At 57.1% G+C, this 18,457-nt stretch carries 16 protein-coding genes and 1 tRNA gene; 7 read left to right on the top strand and 10 right to left on the bottom strand.

What is annotated here, in order from left to right; translation table 11 throughout:
* Nucleotides 1-367 precede the first annotated feature (367 nt).
* The 3 genes from Q0650_RS02510 to Q0650_RS02500 form a co-directional block, all read right to left on the bottom strand.
* A complete protein-coding gene (locus Q0650_RS02510; protein WP_298815593.1) occupies nt 368-655 on the bottom strand; it encodes a hypothetical protein in 288 nt (95 codons plus the stop codon).
* Nucleotides 656-831: 176 nt separating this feature from the next.
* Nucleotides 832-2,079, bottom strand: a complete 1,248-nt coding sequence (locus Q0650_RS02505) for an MFS transporter (RefSeq protein ID WP_298815592.1) — start codon at nt 2,077-2,079, stop codon at nt 832-834.
* 95 nt (nt 2,080-2,174) lie between these two features.
* Nucleotides 2,175-2,251: transfer RNA gene (locus tag Q0650_RS02500), tRNA-Val, on the bottom strand.
* A gap of 191 nt (nt 2,252-2,442) precedes the next feature.
* On the opposite strand from Q0650_RS02500, the gene ppk1 reads away from it, so the two are divergent.
* Entirely contained in the window at nt 2,443-4,545 is a 2,103-nt protein-coding gene (gene ppk1, locus Q0650_RS02495; protein ID WP_298815591.1) for a polyphosphate kinase 1, read from the top strand.
* On the opposite strand, the gene Q0650_RS02490 is transcribed toward ppk1, so the two are convergent.
* Nucleotides 4,529-5,725 (bottom strand): DUF3095 domain-containing protein, encoded by a 1,197-nt coding sequence (locus Q0650_RS02490; RefSeq protein ID WP_298815565.1) that lies wholly within the window; start codon nt 5,723-5,725, stop codon nt 4,529-4,531. The genes ppk1 and Q0650_RS02490 overlap by 17 nt on opposite strands.
* A gap of 211 nt (nt 5,726-5,936) precedes the next feature.
* Between Q0650_RS02490 and Q0650_RS02485 the strand changes: the two genes are divergently transcribed.
* Entirely contained in the window at nt 5,937-7,337 is a 1,401-nt protein-coding gene (locus Q0650_RS02485) for a peptidase MA family metallohydrolase (protein ID WP_298815563.1), read from the top strand.
* 144 nt (nt 7,338-7,481) lie between these two features.
* Here Q0650_RS02485 and glyA read toward each other — a convergent pair whose 3' ends face one another.
* Entirely contained in the window at nt 7,482-8,738 is a 1,257-nt protein-coding gene (gene glyA, locus Q0650_RS02480; RefSeq protein WP_298815561.1) for a serine hydroxymethyltransferase, read from the bottom strand.
* Between the two features lie 99 nt (nt 8,739-8,837).
* A complete protein-coding gene (locus tag Q0650_RS02475) occupies nt 8,838-9,569 on the bottom strand; it encodes a metal-dependent hydrolase (RefSeq protein ID WP_298815559.1) in 732 nt (243 codons plus the stop codon).
* 238 nt (nt 9,570-9,807) lie between these two features.
* Between Q0650_RS02475 and trxA the strand changes: the two genes are divergently transcribed.
* Nucleotides 9,808-10,140 (top strand): thioredoxin, encoded by a 333-nt coding sequence (gene trxA / locus Q0650_RS02470; protein ID WP_298815557.1) that lies wholly within the window; start codon nt 9,808-9,810, stop codon nt 10,138-10,140.
* A gap of 41 nt (nt 10,141-10,181) precedes the next feature.
* The gene (locus tag Q0650_RS02465; protein ID WP_298815555.1) at nt 10,182-10,460 is read left to right on the top strand and encodes a metal-sensitive transcriptional regulator; all 279 of its coding nucleotides are present in this window, start codon (nt 10,182-10,184) and stop codon (nt 10,458-10,460) included.
* 47 nt (nt 10,461-10,507) lie between these two features.
* On the opposite strand, the gene Q0650_RS02460 is transcribed toward Q0650_RS02465, so the two are convergent.
* The 4 genes from Q0650_RS02460 to Q0650_RS02445 form a co-directional block, all read right to left on the bottom strand.
* Nucleotides 10,508-10,822 (bottom strand): helix-turn-helix domain-containing protein, encoded by a 315-nt coding sequence (locus tag Q0650_RS02460; RefSeq protein ID WP_298815553.1) that lies wholly within the window; start codon nt 10,820-10,822, stop codon nt 10,508-10,510.
* Nucleotides 10,823-10,931: 109 nt separating this feature from the next.
* Complete coding sequence (locus Q0650_RS02455) at nt 10,932-12,275, bottom strand: DUF5010 domain-containing protein (RefSeq protein WP_298815551.1); 1,344 nt, start codon at nt 12,273-12,275, stop codon at nt 10,932-10,934.
* Nucleotides 12,276-12,702: 427 nt separating this feature from the next.
* Nucleotides 12,703-14,862 carry a sodium:solute symporter family protein gene (locus Q0650_RS02450; protein WP_298815549.1) on the bottom strand — a complete coding sequence of 720 codons (2,160 nt, stop codon included), beginning with the start codon at nt 14,860-14,862 and terminating at the stop codon, nt 12,703-12,705.
* A 40-nt stretch (nt 14,863-14,902) separates the two neighbouring features.
* Nucleotides 14,903-15,187, bottom strand: coding sequence for a DUF4212 domain-containing protein (locus Q0650_RS02445; protein WP_298815547.1), 285 nt, complete (start codon nt 15,185-15,187; stop codon nt 14,903-14,905).
* Between the two features lie 461 nt (nt 15,188-15,648).
* On the opposite strand from Q0650_RS02445, the gene Q0650_RS02440 reads away from it, so the two are divergent.
* From Q0650_RS02440 to Q0650_RS02430, 3 genes are all read left to right on the top strand, one after another.
* Nucleotides 15,649-16,626, top strand: coding sequence for a deoxyhypusine synthase family protein (locus tag Q0650_RS02440; RefSeq protein ID WP_298815546.1), 978 nt, complete (start codon nt 15,649-15,651; stop codon nt 16,624-16,626).
* A 117-nt stretch (nt 16,627-16,743) separates the two neighbouring features.
* On the top strand, nt 16,744-17,622 hold the full coding sequence (locus Q0650_RS02435; protein ID WP_298815544.1) for an alpha/beta hydrolase: 879 nt from the start codon (nt 16,744-16,746) through the stop codon (nt 17,620-17,622).
* Between the two features lie 452 nt (nt 17,623-18,074).
* Nucleotides 18,075-18,457: methyltransferase domain-containing protein (locus tag Q0650_RS02430; protein ID WP_298815542.1), on the top strand; the 383-nt coding region annotated here is incomplete at its 3' end.

Genomic DNA, 18,457 nt, shown 5'->3' with positions numbered 1-18,457 from the left:
CTATCGCCTATCAGCTATCGCCTATCGCCTATCAGCTATCGCCTATCGCCTATCAGCTATCGCCTATCGCCTATCAGCTATCGCCTATCGCCTGGCGACATACCACGCCACAACCAACCAGCCCCTCCACGCAGGGGGAACGTCTGTAGGGGCGGGTTTGAAACCCGCCCCTACTATCGCCTATCGCTTATGGCTATACACCAACGCGCTTGCCGCCCCCTTGGCAGATGGAGGGGCGCAGCGCTGCTGCGCCCCTACACCTATCGCCAATAGATACCACTATCGGCTATCAGCTATCGCCTATCGCCTATCCCCTACCCCCTACCCGCCTATCGCCTATCGCCTATCCCCTATCAGCTATCGCCTATCAATACGGAAAAAAGTCCTCCGGCATCAACGTCACATCTTTAAATATCGCAATCAACCGCTGATCGTCGCGCCGCACATGCCCGATCCGTCCCTCAACGTACCGTTCCTGTTCACGCCAATAGACCACATCACCCTGACGCAAATCGATCAGGTCAGGACGCAAATAACCACCGGCGCAGTCAATAACCAACCGCTGATGGTTCAATTCATCAACCGGCAAATCGGTATACCGTCGGCCATAACCGCGCCGAACGACCGATACTGTGCGAAGTGAAGGTTGCGCCATAGCTATCCAACATCTACCGATAAACAACGCGCGAAAGATGCGCGCAGGCTACCACTTCAGCCTGCCGCAAAGCGACTCGATCAGCGCCGTATGCCATCCATATCATCGAGTAGTGCAGCCAGACTCAGTGCGCATCCCTTTCGCCACACCACTTTAACCTATCTTCAAACATTACGTCAACTACCTTGAACACCGATCCGCAACCAGGCGTAGAGCAATGTTCCCAGCAACCGGATCGATCCGGCAATCAGCAGCACCGGCGCCAGCCCGATCAGATCGGCCAGCGCCGTCGCCACCAGCGGCATCACGAACAGCGCCAGATTTTGCAAGGTCTGAAACAGCCCCACATACGTTGCTTGCCGTTCGGGCGGTATCGTACTCAGTACCAGATCGAAATTCACCAGATCGTTGCCGGCAACACAAAAATTGACGACGCCAGCCAGGAGCGCCAGCAACCAAGGCGTCTCGGTCGCCGCCACCCCAAACGGGTACAGCGCCATTCCCACACTGCTGGCCAGCAGCACGCCACTGTTACCCAAACGCCCGACAGCCATTGACCAGACTGCATAGGCCACCAGCAACACCCCGTTGCCAACCGTGCTGATCAAGCCGATCCATGCGTCATTGAGACCGGCCTCCCGCACATAATAGAGCGGCAAGAGCGGGATGGCCATCGCTACGCCACTCCGAAAGACGAATGCGCTCAGCGCATACCGCCTAAACACTGGCGGCGCCTGCCGTAACGCCACTACCAGCGACCCACTGCTGCGCTGCGTGGTTGACGGCGCCCGTTCAGGCAAGACAATGGCGCGCGAAAAGCCAAAACTCAACAGACCACCAGCCATTGAGCCGATGAAGACGATCTGGTAGTTGAGCGGAAACGGAAACAGTTCCAGCGCAACGCCGATAACGGCAACTGTAACCGCAGTCGCCAACCCCAGACTCGACCAGCGCATACTCATCAGAGCGTAACGCCGTTGCGGCCCGGCCACTGCTCCCATAACGATGGTAAATGCTACATTGACAAATGTCGAAGGAATTGTCACCAGCGCCCAGATGATGATAATCATCCAGGGCACAACGCTGAGCGGCACTACAAATGGCAAGATGCCGAATACCGCATACGAACCGAGCACCCAAAACCGCATTCCCGAATACCAGGCCACAATATTGCGCTGTCGTTCGAGGAAGCGACCGATGGGCAAAGCAAAGAGAGCGCCGGCCAGGGCCGGCAGTGAGGTGATCAGGCCAACCAGCAGACTCGACGCGCCAAGACGAGCCAGAAAGACGGGGAGAAACACGCTCACCCCGGTTACAATCCCGACTCCGATTCCATCAATCAGGACATTGCGCACATTGCGCTCGGTGGCATCGGTTGGCCGTAAAAGCGCGCGCAACTCGGCGCGCGAAATGAGCGGTCGCATCGTGGCGTTGCCCTTACTCTGATCGTCTGCTCTGATAGCGCGCGGGTAACGAAAATCATTGCGCGGCCATTGGGCCGCGCAGATGGCAGATGTCTTGGTGGGCGATACTGGACTCGAACCAGTGACCTCATCGGTGTGAACGATGCGCTCTAACCAACTGAGCTAATCGCCCTCGTGCTGGGCAAGAGTATAGCATATCTACCCGGTTTGTGCAAATCCTCCATCCCGGCTATACTATTCGGTATACAGCATTTGCGCCGCTCCCGTCGTCCGATATAACATTTACGTTGCGCTCGCCTGCTAATGGTTTCATTCACCCCTGCCAGCCCATTGTGGTTGGCAGGTGATGTTATGGATACACCTATGACGGTTCAATCATCGTCACTACCCGATGCGCCGCCGGTCAGCGAATCGCGTTATTTTAATCGCGAATTAAGCCTGATTGAATTTAACCGGCGCGTGCTCGAAGAGGCTATGGATCCGCGTAACCCGTTGCTCGAACGAGTCAAGTTTCTGGCAATCTTTGCCTCAAACCTCGATGAGTTTTTCATGATTCGGGTGAGCGGAATCAAACAGCAGATCCGCGCCGGCGTTCAGAAACGATCACCCGATGGTCAGACGCCAGCCGAGCAGTTGAGCGCCATTCGCCGCGCTCTCATACCAATCCTGGAACAAGAACGCGATTTGCTCTTAAACGAGCTGCTTCCCGCCCTCCATGAGCACGGTATTTCTGTCCTCAATACTGTCGCGCTCAACGAAGCGCAGCGCGCATGGGTGGCCGACTATTTCCGTCGTCAGATCTTTCCAGTGCTGACCCCGCTCGCCTTTGACTCGAGCCGGCCATTCCCTTTCATCTCTAATCTCAGCCTCAATCTGGCCGTCGTGATCCGTGACCAGGCTAAAGGCGAACTCTTTGCCCGTATTAAGGTGCCCGAAGTGTTGCCGCGCCTGATTCCACTCCCGCCCGAACTCTCGCCGCCGCGCGACGATATTCCCGCTGCGCGTCGCTATTGCTTCGTTTGGCTCGAACAGGTCATCGCCGATCATCTCGAGCGACTCTTTCCCGGCATGAATGTGGTCGAGGTGTATCCCTTCCGCGTTACGCGCAATGCCGATGTTGAGATTGAAGAAGACGAAGCTGATGATCTGCTAGCCACAATCGAGCAAGGATTGCGTCAGCGCCGCTTTGGCGAAGTGGTGCGGCTGGCAGTGGACGATGGCATGCCTGACAGGATCTGCCAGTTGCTGGCAGCCAATCTGAAAGTTGGCCCGGAAGACATCTATACCGTGCGCGGGCCGCTCGGCTTGAGCGATCTGATGCAACTGACCCGACTCGACCGCCCTGATCTGAAAGATCCGCCCTACGTGCCGCGCTTGCCCGCCGTGTTGAAAAATGCGCCCAATATCTTTGAGGCTATCCGCAAACAAGACATCTTGCTCCACCATCCGTACCATTCCTTCGCGCCGGTCATTGATTTTATCCAGGCTGCCGCCGAAGATCCCAACGTGCTGGCGATTAAGCAGACCCTGTACCGGGTTGGACGCAACTCGCCTATCGTGCAGGCATTAATGCACGCGCGCGAGCAAGGAAAACAGGTAACGGTAGTGGTGGAATTGAAAGCGCGCTTCGATGAAGAGAATAACATTACCTGGGCCAGGGCAATGGAACGCGCCGGCGTGCATGTCGTTTACGGCCTGGTTGGCCTGAAAGTGCATGCGAAACTCGCCATGGTGGTTCGGCAAGAGAGCGATGGCATCCAGTGTTATGTCCACCTCGGCACCGGTAACTACAACGCGGTAACGGCGAGGGTCTACACCGATCTCGGCTTGCTCACCTGTCGCCCCGAAATTGCCGACGATGTGGTCGATCTCTTCAACTACCTGACCGCGTATAGCCGGCAGAAAGAGTATCGTACCCTGCTGGTCGCGCCGGTCAACCTGCGGCGACGCATCACCGAACTGATTGAAGAAGAGATTGCGCTCCACCGGATGCACGGCAATGGACGACTGATCTTCAAGATGAATGCGCTGGTGGATCGCAACATTATCGATGCGCTTTACAACGCATCACAGGCCGGAGTGCAAATTGATCTGATTGTGCGCGGGATGTGTTCACTGCGTCCCCAGGTGCCGGGATTGTCTGACAATATCCGCGTGCGTTCGATCATTGGGCCGTATCTCGAGCATAGCCGCATCTACTACTTTCACCACGGCGGTAAGCCCAAAATCTACCTCGGCAGCGCCGATCTGATGGAACGCAATCTTGATCGCCGGGTCGAAGAACTCTTTCCGCTCACCGATCCGGCGCTGGCTTCGTATGTTGCCGATTCGTTGCTGACAACCTATCTAAACGACAACCTGCGCGCTCGCGAGCTGCTGCCCGATGGTCGCTACGAGCGGGTGATGCCGGATGGTCACGAGGTGATTGACAGTCAGGATCCACGTCGCATCATCCCTGGCTGCTGACCGGTTGTTGCAGCGCGCGCAGGCGCGCTTTCAAGTCGCGAGCGGCGAGCGTGAATCCGCCGTCGGCGCCATCGACAAAGTGAATCTGTCGCTCCATCCGCTTAAAGACGAGGCAGGTGAGGATCACTGCCGGCGACAGGTGCGTGCCGAAAACAAGTTCACCGGCTGCAAACTTTTGGTTGAGAAAGGCGAGCAGCTCTTCGTGCTGTTCGTCGCTTCCCGAGATAATCACGCGCAGCGTGTCGTCGTATTTACGATAATCGGCTGCCGTCGCCACATGCTGGCGGTACTGATCCCACCACGCCGCCTGCCCGCGCAGCCGTTGCCACCAGCGATAGCCGCGAACGGCGAGATTGAGGCCATATATCTGCGCCCAATAGGCAAGCTGATGTCGCCGGCTTGCGCCGCCACGCAATCGCGCTTCCGGCCAGAGCGCTTGCGGCCTGGCACTCGCCTGCATGAGTGAATAGTGAAGGGGATGATAGGTTTGATCGCCGCCGTAGATCTGTTCAATTTTTTCGATCACCGAACGGTAGACTGCCAGTGTCGTTGCCAGATTCGATTGCGGCATAGCCTGCGCAATCAGGCACAACGCCGGGCCATGAGCAGGTGGAATGGCATCCCACCGACACTCCAGACCGCTCAGATTGGCTTCCTCGGCCAACCCCGGCTCCAGCAAAAAATCGCTCGCCGTTGCCTCATCTTTCACTAATCGTTCAGCATAACTTAGCCCACCACCACTAAAAATAGCCTGCGCCACATGCGAGTTGATCGCCAGCTTGCCGACCAGTACCTGATAACCGGCCCGCAACACCGAGACTACCGGCACCAAGCCAACCCGCAAATCGAGATCGAAGGCCTGACGGGATAGCCCGCTCACCGCACGCAATGCCTGCGCAGTTGGCTCAGCCAGCGCAGGTGGAACAACTATTGACGCGCCATCACCGCCAAACACGAAAGGGATCTCGATCTCGTCGGCGACATTGAGCGCGGCGGTAATTGTCGCCGCCCCAACCATATTCACCTCTTTGTAACGACCTTCTGTAACGGCGCGCGTCGAACCACGAACATCACAGATGAAGATCGTCCAATCGGCAGGCGCCGGTTGATAGACATTGGGATCGGCAATTGCGCTGAATCTATTTGCGATGGGAAGTTGGGCGAAGAAGTTGGTTGTCATAGCATCCCCACTGCGATAATGATGAGCCGCTCACAGTCACAGGCAAGCTCAGCTCGATCAGACTTGCCTGCTTTTTCCTGAGAGACCCGTCTCTGTCACAACTTGGATAGCCACTTCATCATTGCGTCTCCCAGATCGATATTCGTTGCTTAGAACGCGGCCCATTTTGCGTTTGGCATCTGGATATTAATCGTGCTACACTAAGTATATCATGGATCGCATGCTTCGCAGGGTTATCATCACATTACAACTCTGGCTGGCAATACTGCTCTGGATCTTCCTGAGCGGTAGTACAATATTTGCGCAACCATCCTGGCTGGAACGGCAGACGAACCATTTTCGCGTGGTCTACACTGCGAATGATGAGGCAATCGCCACTCAGTACGCTCGTATCGTTGACGATCTCTACAATCAGTTTAGCGTCACGTTCGACTTCAGTCCGGCGACACCGATCACATTACGGCTCTACCCAACCAGCGAATCCTACTTTACCGTCAACCCAGCCGCGCGCAACGTGCCAGGCGTTATCGCTCATGCCGATTTTCGCCGCCGGGAACTGGTGGTCATCGTGGAACGGGCCAGGCAACAGAGTGAAATCGCTCAGATCAACAACCTGCGCCACGAATTGACCCATATCTTCGCCGCCGATCTGAGCGGTGGCCGCCTGAACGTCGGCTTGCAAGAAGGGATTGCGCAGTATATGGAACTACCGGCGCCGGAGCGTGACGACAAGATCGCAATCCTCCGCGCGCTCGTTCAGCGCGATGAGCTATGGTCTTGGGCTACACTCGATGACCGGAACACTATCTACGGCCAGCCCGATCTGAGCTACCCGCAAACATGGTCAATCGTCAGCTTCCTTATCGAACGCGACGGCTTCGAACAATTTCGCCAGTTTCTGGTTACTCTCGCTCAGAGCAGCGGTTATCGCGCGGCAATGGCGGCGGTCTACGGGGTTTCGGCTACGACGCTTGAAAGCGAGTGGCGGGCATGGTTACCCGGTTTCCTCCAGCTCGCGCCAACCAGTCTGCCTGCTCGCGCGCTTGACCTGAGTCCGGCGCGAGCATTGCTCGCTGCCGGCGACTATAGCGCCGCGCTCCGCGAACTTGAGCGGCTCAGTTCGCTGGCCGATGCTGCTACCCAGACCGAAATTGCCACCCTGCAAGCGCAGGCGCAAACCGGGCAGCGCGCCAACCAGTTAGCCGAAGCAGCCCGCGCGGCTTTGCTCAACGGCGAGTATGTTCAGGCCGAGCGACTGATCGGTCAGGCTGAGCAAGCCTACGCCGAGATCGGCGATCGTCGCCAGGCAGCAGTATTAGCCGAGTATCGGGCACGTGTCGCGCGCGGCCTGCAGGCCGGCGAGACACTCCGTCAGGCAAACGAACAGGCCCGTCGCTTTGATCTCTTCGGCGCTCAAGCGCAGGCTGAAATGGCAGCGCGTGAATTTGCTGCTCTGGGTGATGAAGTGCGGCGCGATAACGCGCTTGCCCTCCGTCGCAGCCTGGCCGCAGCTCAACGCAACCTGGCTGTCGCATTGCTTATCTTCGGCGCTGCCGGATTAGCGATCAGGATTGTCGGACGCCAGTTGTGGCCGGCAACTGATCCCTGGTGAGTCGATCCCACCGAATGATTGCGCGCCAGCGTTTTATACCATCTACCTTCAGATTGACCCGCGTTACTACGAAGATCGGGCGCCGGCCATAGCCGGCGCCCGATCTAGCGTAAGCAACGCAAGCTGCCTGGAGAACCAATCCGGTTATCGCACCTGTACCATATCCGCCGGTACCGGGAAGTGACGACACAATTCGGCGACTTCGGCGTTAATCCGCGCCAGACGCGCTTCATCGTCCGGATACATCAACACCTCGCCAATCCAGGCCGCAATCTGCGCCATCTCTGGCTCGCGCATGCCGCGGGTGGTCACGGCTGGAGTGCCGATCCGGATCCCACTCGTCTTCATCGGTGGCTGCGGATCGTCGGGGATCGCATTCTTATTGACCGTGATTGCCGCCTTATCCAGCGCGCGCTGCGCCTGCGCACCGTTCAGACCGGTGCTGCGCAGATCAACCAGCATCAAATGGTTATCAGTGCCGCCGCTGACCAGCGTCAAACCCTGCGCGCGCAGCCCCTCGGCTAATGCCTGAGCATTGCGCCGAATCTGGGCCGCATACTGCTTGAACTCAGGCCGCAGCGCCTCGCCAAACGCCACAGCTTTGCCGGCAATCACATGCATCAACGGCCCGCCCTGCGTGCCTGGAAAGACGCTGGAATTGATCTGTTTGGCAAACTCCTCGCCCATCAGGATCAGCCCACCACGCGGCCCGCGCAGCGTCTTGTGGGTCGTCGTCGTGATAATATGCGCGTGTCCGACCGGTGACGGATGCTCACCTGCCGCAACCAGCCCGGCGATATGAGCGATGTCAGCCATCAGCAATGCGCCCACTTCATCGGCAATCTGACGCATACGGGCAAAATCGATCAGTCGCGGATAGGCGCTTGCGCCCGACGTAATCAGCCGGGGGCGGATGGCGCGCGCTTTTGCCGCCAGATCATCGTAATCGATCTGCCCGGTCTGGCTATCGACCCCGTAGAAATGAACGTTATACCACTTGCCGGAAAAATTGACCGGACTACCGTGAGTCAGGTGGCCGCCGTGATCGAGTCGCATGCCAAGAATCGTATCGCCGGGTTGCAAAAGCGCGGTAAACACTGCAATGTTAGCCTGCGCGCCACTATGCGGCTGCACATTGGCGTGAGTTGTGCCAAATAACTGGCAGGCGCGATCAATAGCAATCTGCTCAATCGCATCGACAAACTCACAACCGCCATAGTAGCGCCGACCAGGCAAACCCTCGGCGTACTTGTTGGTCAGCACCGAGCCCTGCGCCTCCATCACCGCGAGACTGGTATAGTTCTCGCTGGCGATCAGCTCAAGCCCCTGTCGCTGGCGTTGCGCTTCCCGCTCGATCAGATCGGCAATGATCGGGTCGGTTGCGCGCACATGTTCAAGCATCGTGTCTTCTCCCTGTGTGTCAATGACCTGCAACAAACATACCTGCTGCCCTGTTAACAATCACCTGGCCTGGCAACAAGGCAGCAGGATAGGTGGCGACTAGCTTACCGATTCGCCGGGCTTCAGCACAATCACCTCGGTAGTGACGCCAAACTCGCGACAATGCTCAACCAATGCCTCCGGGGTGCCGGCCAAAATCGGGAAGGTGCCGTAGTGTTCGGGAATCGCATATTTCGCGCCAATCAATTTGAGCGCATACGCAGCCTGGCGCGGATCCATCGTGAAATGATCGCCAATCGGCAGGATCACCAGATCAGGCCGGTACAACTCACCGATGATCTGCATATCCATCGTAACGCAGGTGTCACCGGTGTGATAGACGGTAAAGCCGTTGCTGAAGCGCAACACATAGCCGGCTGCCGTGCCCAGACTGATAAGCTGGCCATTCTCATAGATCGTGCTCGAATGGTGAGCAGTGGTCATCGTTGCCCGCACATCGGCAACTGTTACCGTCCCACCTTTGTTGAAACCAACAATCTGCGCCGCCGGGATGCCTTCACCCTCAAGGTACGCCACCATATCGTACTGACAAACCACCGTTGCCCCAGTCTCGCGGGCCAGATCGACCAGATCGGCAATGTGGTCGAAGTGGCCGTGCGTGACGAAGATTGCTGCCAGATTTTCGCGCGCGCGCGCCTTCAAGGGTTCCGGGCAGACCGGATTGCCGTCAACCCAGGCATCGATCAGGATATTGCGCCCCTCTGGTGTGGTTACATGAAAGGTACCGTGACCGATGAACGTGATTGTCACATCGCGTCCTATGGTTGCCAAGGCTGCCTCCTTTTGGTCAATGAGCATGAATTCTTTGCGGGCAATGCAGCATCTACGGGTAGGGAAACTCTTTTGCGCAAATGATATTCTCAGTATAACATAGAGCGCGCAAGCCTTGACAAACAACGCTATACTGACTATAGTATACCCCCAGGGGGTATGTACGCTAATCGACCCCGCGGTTACTTTGGCGCCACAGCGCCCGATACTGCATCCTGGTTTAAGGAGGATTTGTTCAATGGCCAAGCCTATTACCGTTAGTGATGCCGATTTTGCCGAGAAGGTCTTGAAATCGAGTACGCCGGTCGTCGTCGATTTTTGGGCGCCGTGGTGCGGGCCGTGCCGCGTCATTGCCCCCATCCTTGACAAGCTCGCCGGTGAATATGAAGGTCGGTTGACCATCGCCAAGGTCAACACCGACGACAATATTCAGTACGCTTCGCAACTCGGCATTCAGGGCATTCCAACCCTCGTTATCTTTAAGAACGGCAAGGAGGTGGGGCGCCTCGTTGGCGCGCGGCCTGAAGCGATGTACCGCGAGGTCTTTGATAAAGTGCTGGCAATGGCGTGAACGCGCAACAACCAACGCCAGAACCAGCCACAGAACCCGCTATGGACACCGGACTTCGCCCATTAGCGCCGGAACGACGCGACGAATTGTTGCGTCGGTTGCGGCGAATTGAAGGTCAGGTGCGTGGCATTCAACGCATGGTTGCAGAGGGTCGCGATTGTCGCGACATCGTGCATCAGATCGTCGCAATCCGGCAGGCCCTGGCCAGCGCCAATAGCGTGGTGCTGGAATGCTACGCGCAAACCTGTTTGAGCGATAGCGAACGGTGCCGGGCAGAGACGATCAACGAGTTGATCGAACTGTTTAAAGATTCGTGCTGATAGAAGGTGGTAGAGGGTACGATCAATCGTACCCTCTATTGCATCTGCTACTTTGAGCCAACCGTGTTTGCAATTTCGCCAGCCTCTACCTTCCCATTGACCAGCGCGGCCAGCAAATCGCCCACTGTCAGACCCTGTTGAGCTGAATGACGTAGCGGACGGTCAGGGTAGATGGTGTAGAGGTTGTGCCGGCTTTCCCTGACATGCGACACATAGCCGGCTTCATGCAGATCATGCAAGATTCGTTGTACCGCTCGCTCGGTGATACCAACCGTCTGCGCAATTTCGTGTGCCGTCGCCCGCGGGTTACGGGCAATGCAGAGCAACACCTGCGCATGATTGGTGAGAAAAGTCCAGCTCATACCTCCGTCTTTCTAGACGTATACCACAAACAGCCGTCTCATGGGTAATTGTACCAGGGTTACGATCTGCAAGCGAGGGAAAGAACACCCCTGCCGACCGTGAGGGCATTCACGGCGAACTGACAAACGTCGCCCGCCATTCGCGAATGATCTGAAGGTAGAAATCGGGCGGGAGCGGTCGCCCATCGCGGTCAGTGTATGCCGCTGGCGCCACTGCGCTATTTTCCGGCCATTCGTTCCAGGTCTCGATCAAGACCAGATCGGTATCGGCAGGAATGGCGGCAAGACTGGCGCGCAAAAAGGCGCCTGGCGCGACCGGCCCACCGCCAGGCGGCTCGTCACGCGGCTGCCGACGTGGCTCCGTCACTCCTGGAATCCGTGAGTTATCAAAACCCGGCCCAACGCTGCTAACCCGAAAACCGCGCAATTCGGTGGTATGCGGCCCCAAGAGCGCCGTTCCCCATCGATAGATGCCATCGGCGACCTCGATACTACTCGGCAAATCGGCAGGTGGCGCCAGCGCCTGCGGATTGAGCCAGGTCTCTTCGAGGATCAGCCATGGCTCAACGCCAAAATCGGCCTGAAACGCATCTTTCACCGCCTGCCACAACGCGCCGCTCAGTTCGAGGTTGTCGCAACAGAGCGCAGTGTAGGTGATGATAATTGGCCGCCCATCGATGGTCGCCCACATCTCGCGTGGTATGCGATTGAAAAAGTCACGAATGTGCAGGTTGTAAAAGAAGTAGCCACTGCGTGGATCGCTCAGCGGCAGCCGCGGCGCATTCGGCCCGATTCGGTAGCCTTGACCGAGAAACTCCTGGTACATGCCTTGCTGCGCAGTGGTATCGAGAAACATACCGATTGCGAGCGGCTGTTCCAGCACCCCATTCGCCTGCGCCAGTAGATCGAGCCGATCCTGGCGGAACCATGGGTGAGGATGATCGCCCCAACTGACCGGGAAGACCATATCGATGCCGGTTGCAGCCATTGCGCGCAGCTCTTGTTCGTACCAATCATAGTTGTACGAGGAATAGCTCAGGCCGTCGCGTGGATCGGGATCACCCGGCAGCGGCGTTAACCAGCCGGGAGGCACCGCTTGCAGCAGGCGCGAGTCGCACTCGTACTGCGGGCAGTTGTACCAGTAGAAGAAGAAAGTCCCCAGGGGTGGCGACCGGCGGATGGGCAGGAAAATACCGCCCGGCAAGCCCGCTACCACAGTGGCGGTAGCTTCCGGTCTGACCGTCGGCGCGAGCGGCGCCGTCGGGAGCGCAGTCGGTTGCAGCGCCACCGGTGAGGAAGTTGGCGCAACTGTTGGCTCTGCCGTGACCGGCAACGTTGCGGTAGGTCGAGCCAGACCAGGCGTCGGCGCTGCGGTCGGAGTCGGTTCTACTGCCTGAAACAGACCACAAGCCGTTAGGACAACACTTATTGCGATCACCAGTAATGGGCGCATAATCTGATTAAGTGAAAGTCTATCGACGAATAGTTCTCATCAGCAGTATAGCACGCTCACCACCACGGCGCCGGCCAGAGGAGGGGAAAGAGCGCAGGAACAATATAGCGCAGGTATGAGAGAGAAGTCGGCAAAGGATTGGTCAGCGCTGAGCCAGGAGATTGCTTCGTCAGCACCTGCGGCTTGCCGTGAAAGGTGGCGACATGGAAGCAGGTTTAGAAATGAGCATCGCTTTCCGCACCCACGGTAGGGAACCGGACATCATCTGAAGCAGAGTTTATTACCAAGAGGAGCAGATGATTTTGCTTTGACCAGCCTGAGACGTTAATGACCACATGAGGCGTCATCCAAACGAAGAGCGCGCGATAAAAAAACAAACGGCGCAGGAATTTATCCTGCGCCGTTTGACGAGTCGAAAACCAGTAACCTATTTCGCCGTAGCGACCTTATCGATCATCTTCGTCATACCCTCGTCATCAGTGATCGGGTTGCGCAAATTGTCAACCAGATCCTGAATCTCTTTCGATGGCTCTTTGGTGAGCAGACTGACCACCACAATCAGGATGATCGCCACCGGCAGACCGAAGATACCCGAACCGAGGTGTGAAATACCAAGAACGTTGAAGGCTGGATTGATATAGTTGTTTGCCATGTAGAAGAGCGTCACCGCCAGACCACCGATCATACCGGCAATCGCGCCAGCGCCGTTTGCTCGCTTCCAGAAGATACCGAGCAGCACTACGGGGAAGAAGGTGGCAGCCGCCATTGAGAAGGCCCACGCCACCATTTGCGCAATCAACGCCAGGCGCGGGATTGCCAGCAGCGCCGCAATCACTGCCGCCACAACAATCATCGACTTGCCTAACACGATGCGGGTATTGAGGCTGGCTTTCGGATTGATGGTGCGGAAGTAGATGTCGTGCGCGATAGCCGAGGCAATCACCACCAGCAAACCGTCAGCAGTGCTGAGTGCCGCCGCCAGACCGCCAGCCGCAATCAGCGCGCCAATCGTGAAGGGCAGACCGGCAATATCAGGCGTTGACAACACCACGAGGTCGCCGTCGATACCATCAGCAGCGGAGCGGCCCAACTCGTTGAGCTGCAGGATGCCATCGGTGCGTGCCTTGGTCACCGCCGAACCAGAAATCTCGCCAGCGCGACCCTTGCCGTCGCCAATATCTTCCCACGCTGCCAGATCGATCCGACCATTCCCGTTGGCATCCTCAACCACTACCGATCCGCCAGTGATCAAGGTCTTCACCCAGTTAGGCTCTTTGCCCACCTCAACGCCATTCAACACGCTCAGATCGCGGATCACAATCAGACCATTGCTGGCCCACGTCCTCGTCCAGTCTGGCAACTCACTCACCTGCTTACCGACAACATTCTCCAGAATCTGCCAGCGCGAGAAGGCGGCATAAGCCGGAGCGGTGAAGTAGAGCAGGAAGATGAAGAAGAGCGACCAGCCCACGCTGAGCCGGCTCTCGCGCACGCTCGGCACGGTGTAGAAGCGGATCAGGATGTGCGGCAGGCCGGCAGTGCCGAGCATTAGACACGCCATCAAGGCGAGGAAGTTCCAGGGTGTGCCGCGCCAGTCGCCAAGCTCAGGCTTTTTCGCGTCAGGAATAGACTGCGCTGCTGGCGGGGTAATGTTCAGCCCAAACTGGCTATTGAGCTGGCGCACCGCATCAACCGCAGCCACGTTGCTCAGACCTTCGTTGAACGGCGGAATGTAGCCGCTGGTGACAAACTTGCCTGGCACAACCGGCGATTCGCTCTGACGGGCCAGGCCTTGCTCTTGTTCGAGCACCTGAATCCGCTGTAGCGCCTGACCGTAGCTCAATTGTGGGAGCGGGAAGCCGGTAAGCTGAATGGACAGCGCGGTAACCGGGATCAGGTAAGCGATGATCAGGATGATGTATTGCGCCACTTGCGTCCAGGTCACTGCCTTCATGCCGCCAAGGAAGGAGCAGACCAGCACGCCAGAGAGGCCAAGGATCACGCCGATGGTGTAATCAACGCCGACGAAGCGCTGCATGATCAGGCCAACGCCGACCACCTGCGCTGTCACGTAGGTCAGTGACACGATGATCGCGCAGATGGCAGCCACGACGCGAGCAGTATTGCCGCCGTAGCGCGCGCCCACGAAGTCTGGAATTGTGTACTGGCCGAACTTGCGCAGGTATGGCGCGAAAAGCAGAGCCAGAAGAACGTAACCACCCGTCCAGCCCATGATGTAGGCCAGACCGTCATAGCCAAGCAGCCAGAGCGTGCCGGCCATCGAGATGAACGAGGCCGCGCTCATCCAGTCGGCGCCCGTTGCCATGCCGTTAAAAACAGCCGGAACGTTGCGTCCGGCAACATAGTACTCGTCGAGCAACTTTGTGCGCGACAAAATACCGATCGTGGCGTATAGCGCCATTGTGAGCAACAAGAAGATCCAGCCGATAACCTGCGTGGGCAAACCGGCGAACACCTCGAGTAACAGCATGAGAACGCTGACCCCGATGAAGCCAAGCGTGAAGTAGCCATAGTAGCGCGCCATCCGGTTGCGGAAGACGCTCTGACTCTGAGCCGAAGCCGACATGAGATCTCCTCCTTAACAATAACTTGACAACCGGAGCAGATTAGCGGTCGCGATCACTCAACCCGTACTTCGCGTCCAGCTTGTTCATCGCGTAGGCGTAATAGAAGATTTCGACCACGAATACAATCAGTGAACCCTGACTGCCCATGTAGTAGCCGAGTGGGAACCCGGCAATAACAATGTTGTTGAGGGCTTCAACGAAGAGCACCGGCACGTATGAAACCACAAACCAGATCACGATCAGAGTCGTGATCAGGCGCAGGTTTTCTTGCCAGTACCTGCGATTCCGCTCTGCAACCGGGAGCTTCGACAGATCCTCCGACATAGGACCTCCTTCAACTTTGCTACACTGCTCTGCCGATGCATACCGGTCTGTTGCTGTGACCGTCTCGCCCGCTCACAAACAGGGTAAGATGAACCACAGACACGGTGGTCAAACAAATCAAGCGTGACAGCCAACAGGCAACGTGCCAGTTATGCATCTTATATCGCGGTGTACTGATGGTAACAGGTCTTTTTCAGCGCAGGTTAAGGTTTTTGTAAAGTTTTGGTAAATTTCCTCTGTTGTCTGGTGGAATTTTTCACGAGAATGAACGCAGAACGTCACGTGCTATAATCGGCGATAGGCTCTGGCGTTACCGGTTATTGTTGCGCCGGTAAAGGGGCCGGGTTTGTTTGCGCGCATCTCAAGCGTTATTCAGGCGCGCAGCGCGGCGCTACCTGAGATTTATGGGTTTAAGCGCCAATACGCGCTGATGGTTTTCAATCAAGAAAGGAAGCTGACGTATGTCGAGTGGAACAATAAGTCAGTTTATCCGCCATCATTTCCGTCACTTCAACGCGGCTGCCCTGGTTGATGCAGCCGATGCGTATCGCGCTCACCTCGACCGCGGTGGCAAGATGATGATGACCCTGGCCGGCGCTATGAGCACTGCCGAGCTAGGGTTATCGCTGGCCGAAATGATCCGGCAAGACAAGGTGCATGCCATCTCGTGTACCGGCGCCAACCTCGAAGAAGATATTTTCAACCTGATTGCCCACGATTTTTACGAGCGCGTGCCGAACTATCGCGATCTCAGCCCTCAGCAAGAACAGGAATTGCTCGAACGCCATATGAACCGGGTAACCGATACCTGCATCCCGGAAGAAGAGGCTATGCGACGCCTTGAAAAGGCGTTGCTCGAGGCATGGATGCAGGCCGATCAGAGCGGTGAACGCTATTTCCCACACGAGTTTATCTACCGTATTTTGCGTTCGGGTAAACTCGCTCAGTATTACCAGATCGACCCGCGCGACTCGTGGGTTTACGCTGCGATGGAACGCAATCTACCCATTTACGTGCCCGGCTGGGAAGACTCTACTACCGGCAATATGTACGCTGCTCATTGCATCACCGGTGAGATTAAGAATGTTCATACCGCGCGCACCGGTATCGAGTACATGATCGATCTGGCCGATTGGTACACCCGCACTTCGGCTGAACACTCCATCGGCTTTTTCCAGATTGGCGGCGGAATCGCTGGCGACTTCCCGATTTGTGTGGTGCCGATGTTGCATCAGGACCTCGGACGTGATGGCGTGCCGGTCTGGGGGTATTTCTGCCAGATCAGCGACTCGACGACCAGCTACGGTTCGTATTCCGGCGCAGTGCCCAACGAGAAGATCACCTGGGGGAAGCTGGCAGTGGATACGCCCAAATTTATCATTGAATCGGATGCAACGATTGTCGCTCCGCTGATCTTCGCGCTTGTGCTGGGGTGGTGATGAACTGTCGAGACCGGCTGGCATAAGCTGGCGAGCTGCGCCGACCGATGATTCGGCGATACAGGCGCAGCTCGCGCTTTAACTTACCTTCAAACATACTTTGAAGTCGCAACAGCTATGAAAACCAGACGCGCCATCTTGCTGCTCGCGACGGCTACGCGCTCGTTACCGTTCGCTTCCATCAAACATGCAGTTTTGACGATTGTTGTCGGTTATTGTGCGCTATGCATCGGCCTGTATCTGGTTCAAGAACGATTGATCTTTCACAGCGAAGTCGATCCGGTCGGCGCGCAGTACAACTTTGGCTGGCCGGTGAGCGAAGTGTTCATCCCGGTTGCCGATGCTCGTCTGCACACCCTCTGGTTTCGTGTTCCCGACCCGAAAGGGGTTGTTATCTATTTCCGCGGCAATGGCAGTTCGCTCCGGGTCTGGAGCGCCAGAGCGATACCGCTGCTCAAGCGAGGCTACGATGTGGTGATGGCTGACTATCGCAGTTATGGCCAGAGCGCCGGCTCGATCAGCAGCGAAGAGCAACTGTTTGCCGATGCCGATGCCATCTATACCTGGGTGCGTGAGCGTTACCCGGAAGAACAGATTGTGCTCTACGGCAATTCGCTCGGCTCTGGCTTCGCCTCGCGTCTGGCAGCGACATACCAGCCGCGCCTGCTTATTCTCGAAAGTCCGTTGTATAGCCTCGAAGAGATTGCGCGTCGGCAACTTCCATGGGTACCCGGATTTCTGCTCAAATACCCCATCCGATCGCATAGCTGGATCGGTCAGGTTCGTTGCCCGGTAGTTATCTTCCACGGCACGGACGATCAGATTGTTTCCTTCGACCAGAGTGAACGACTGGCTGCGCTTGTGACCGCGCCATTAGCCTTCTACCGGATCGAAGGCGGCGGTCACGCTGATTTTAAACAATATCCGCTTTATCACGCCGCGCTTGATACTGCATTAACGTCAGTTACCGATATGCCGGCCACAGCGGGCAGATAATGCCTGGGTTGGGCGATGGCTTTTCAGTTGGTGGCAGTCAGCGATCAGACCACCTGTAGGGTTGACCAGGAGGTTGCGTAGGCTGCGGTGACACGTATGCGCGCGCCGCCGTTCTGACCTGAAAAGCGTAGCCGAAGGCGGCTTCCCTATCCACAACTGATGCGATGTGCGCTAAAAATGGCTCTCCCTACCCAGCATTTGACTCACCGGCAAACGCATAAGTGACCGGATGCAATCCTGCTCCGTTCCGGCGATCAGCTCAGATACCACTGGCAAAGCCGCAGGCCATAAGGTATAGTGATAAAGTCAAGCAGTTTCATCAACCAGAAAGATCGCCGATCACCACTCGTTGAACCGAACCGTGACCACCAGGGTTGAGGGTCGGCCACATGCAGAAAGGCAAGGTAACGCTGATGGATTGCTCCCCAGAACATCTCGCAGAGAAGCGCCGAATGGTAGCCGAAGACTACGCGCAGGCGGTCAAACATCTCGCCGCGCGTCGCTGTTGCTCGCCTTCCCCCACGGCTGCAACCGCCGGACTTGCTGACTACGACGATGCAGAGCTGGTACTGTTACCGGCTGGAGCCGTCATCAACTCGTTCGGTTGCGGCAATCCCCTCGCGTTTTCCGCTGTCCAACCCGGCGACGTAGTGCTTGATCTCGGTTCTGGAGCCGGCATTGACCTGCTACTCGCCGCGAAAAGGGTTGGTGACACCGGCAAAGTCATTGGGGTCGAGATGACCGATGCTATGATCGAAAAGGCGCTCGAACATATCGCCGCTGCCGGTTTGACCAATGTTGAGGTGCGCAAGGGACTGATCGAAGAGCTGCCGGT

Origin of the sequence: uncultured Chloroflexus sp., assembly GCF_937129525.1 — a bacterium.
Classification (GTDB): Bacteria; Chloroflexota; Chloroflexia; order Chloroflexales; family Chloroflexaceae; genus Chloroflexus.
This window is presented reverse-complemented; position numbering and strand designations above follow the sequence as displayed.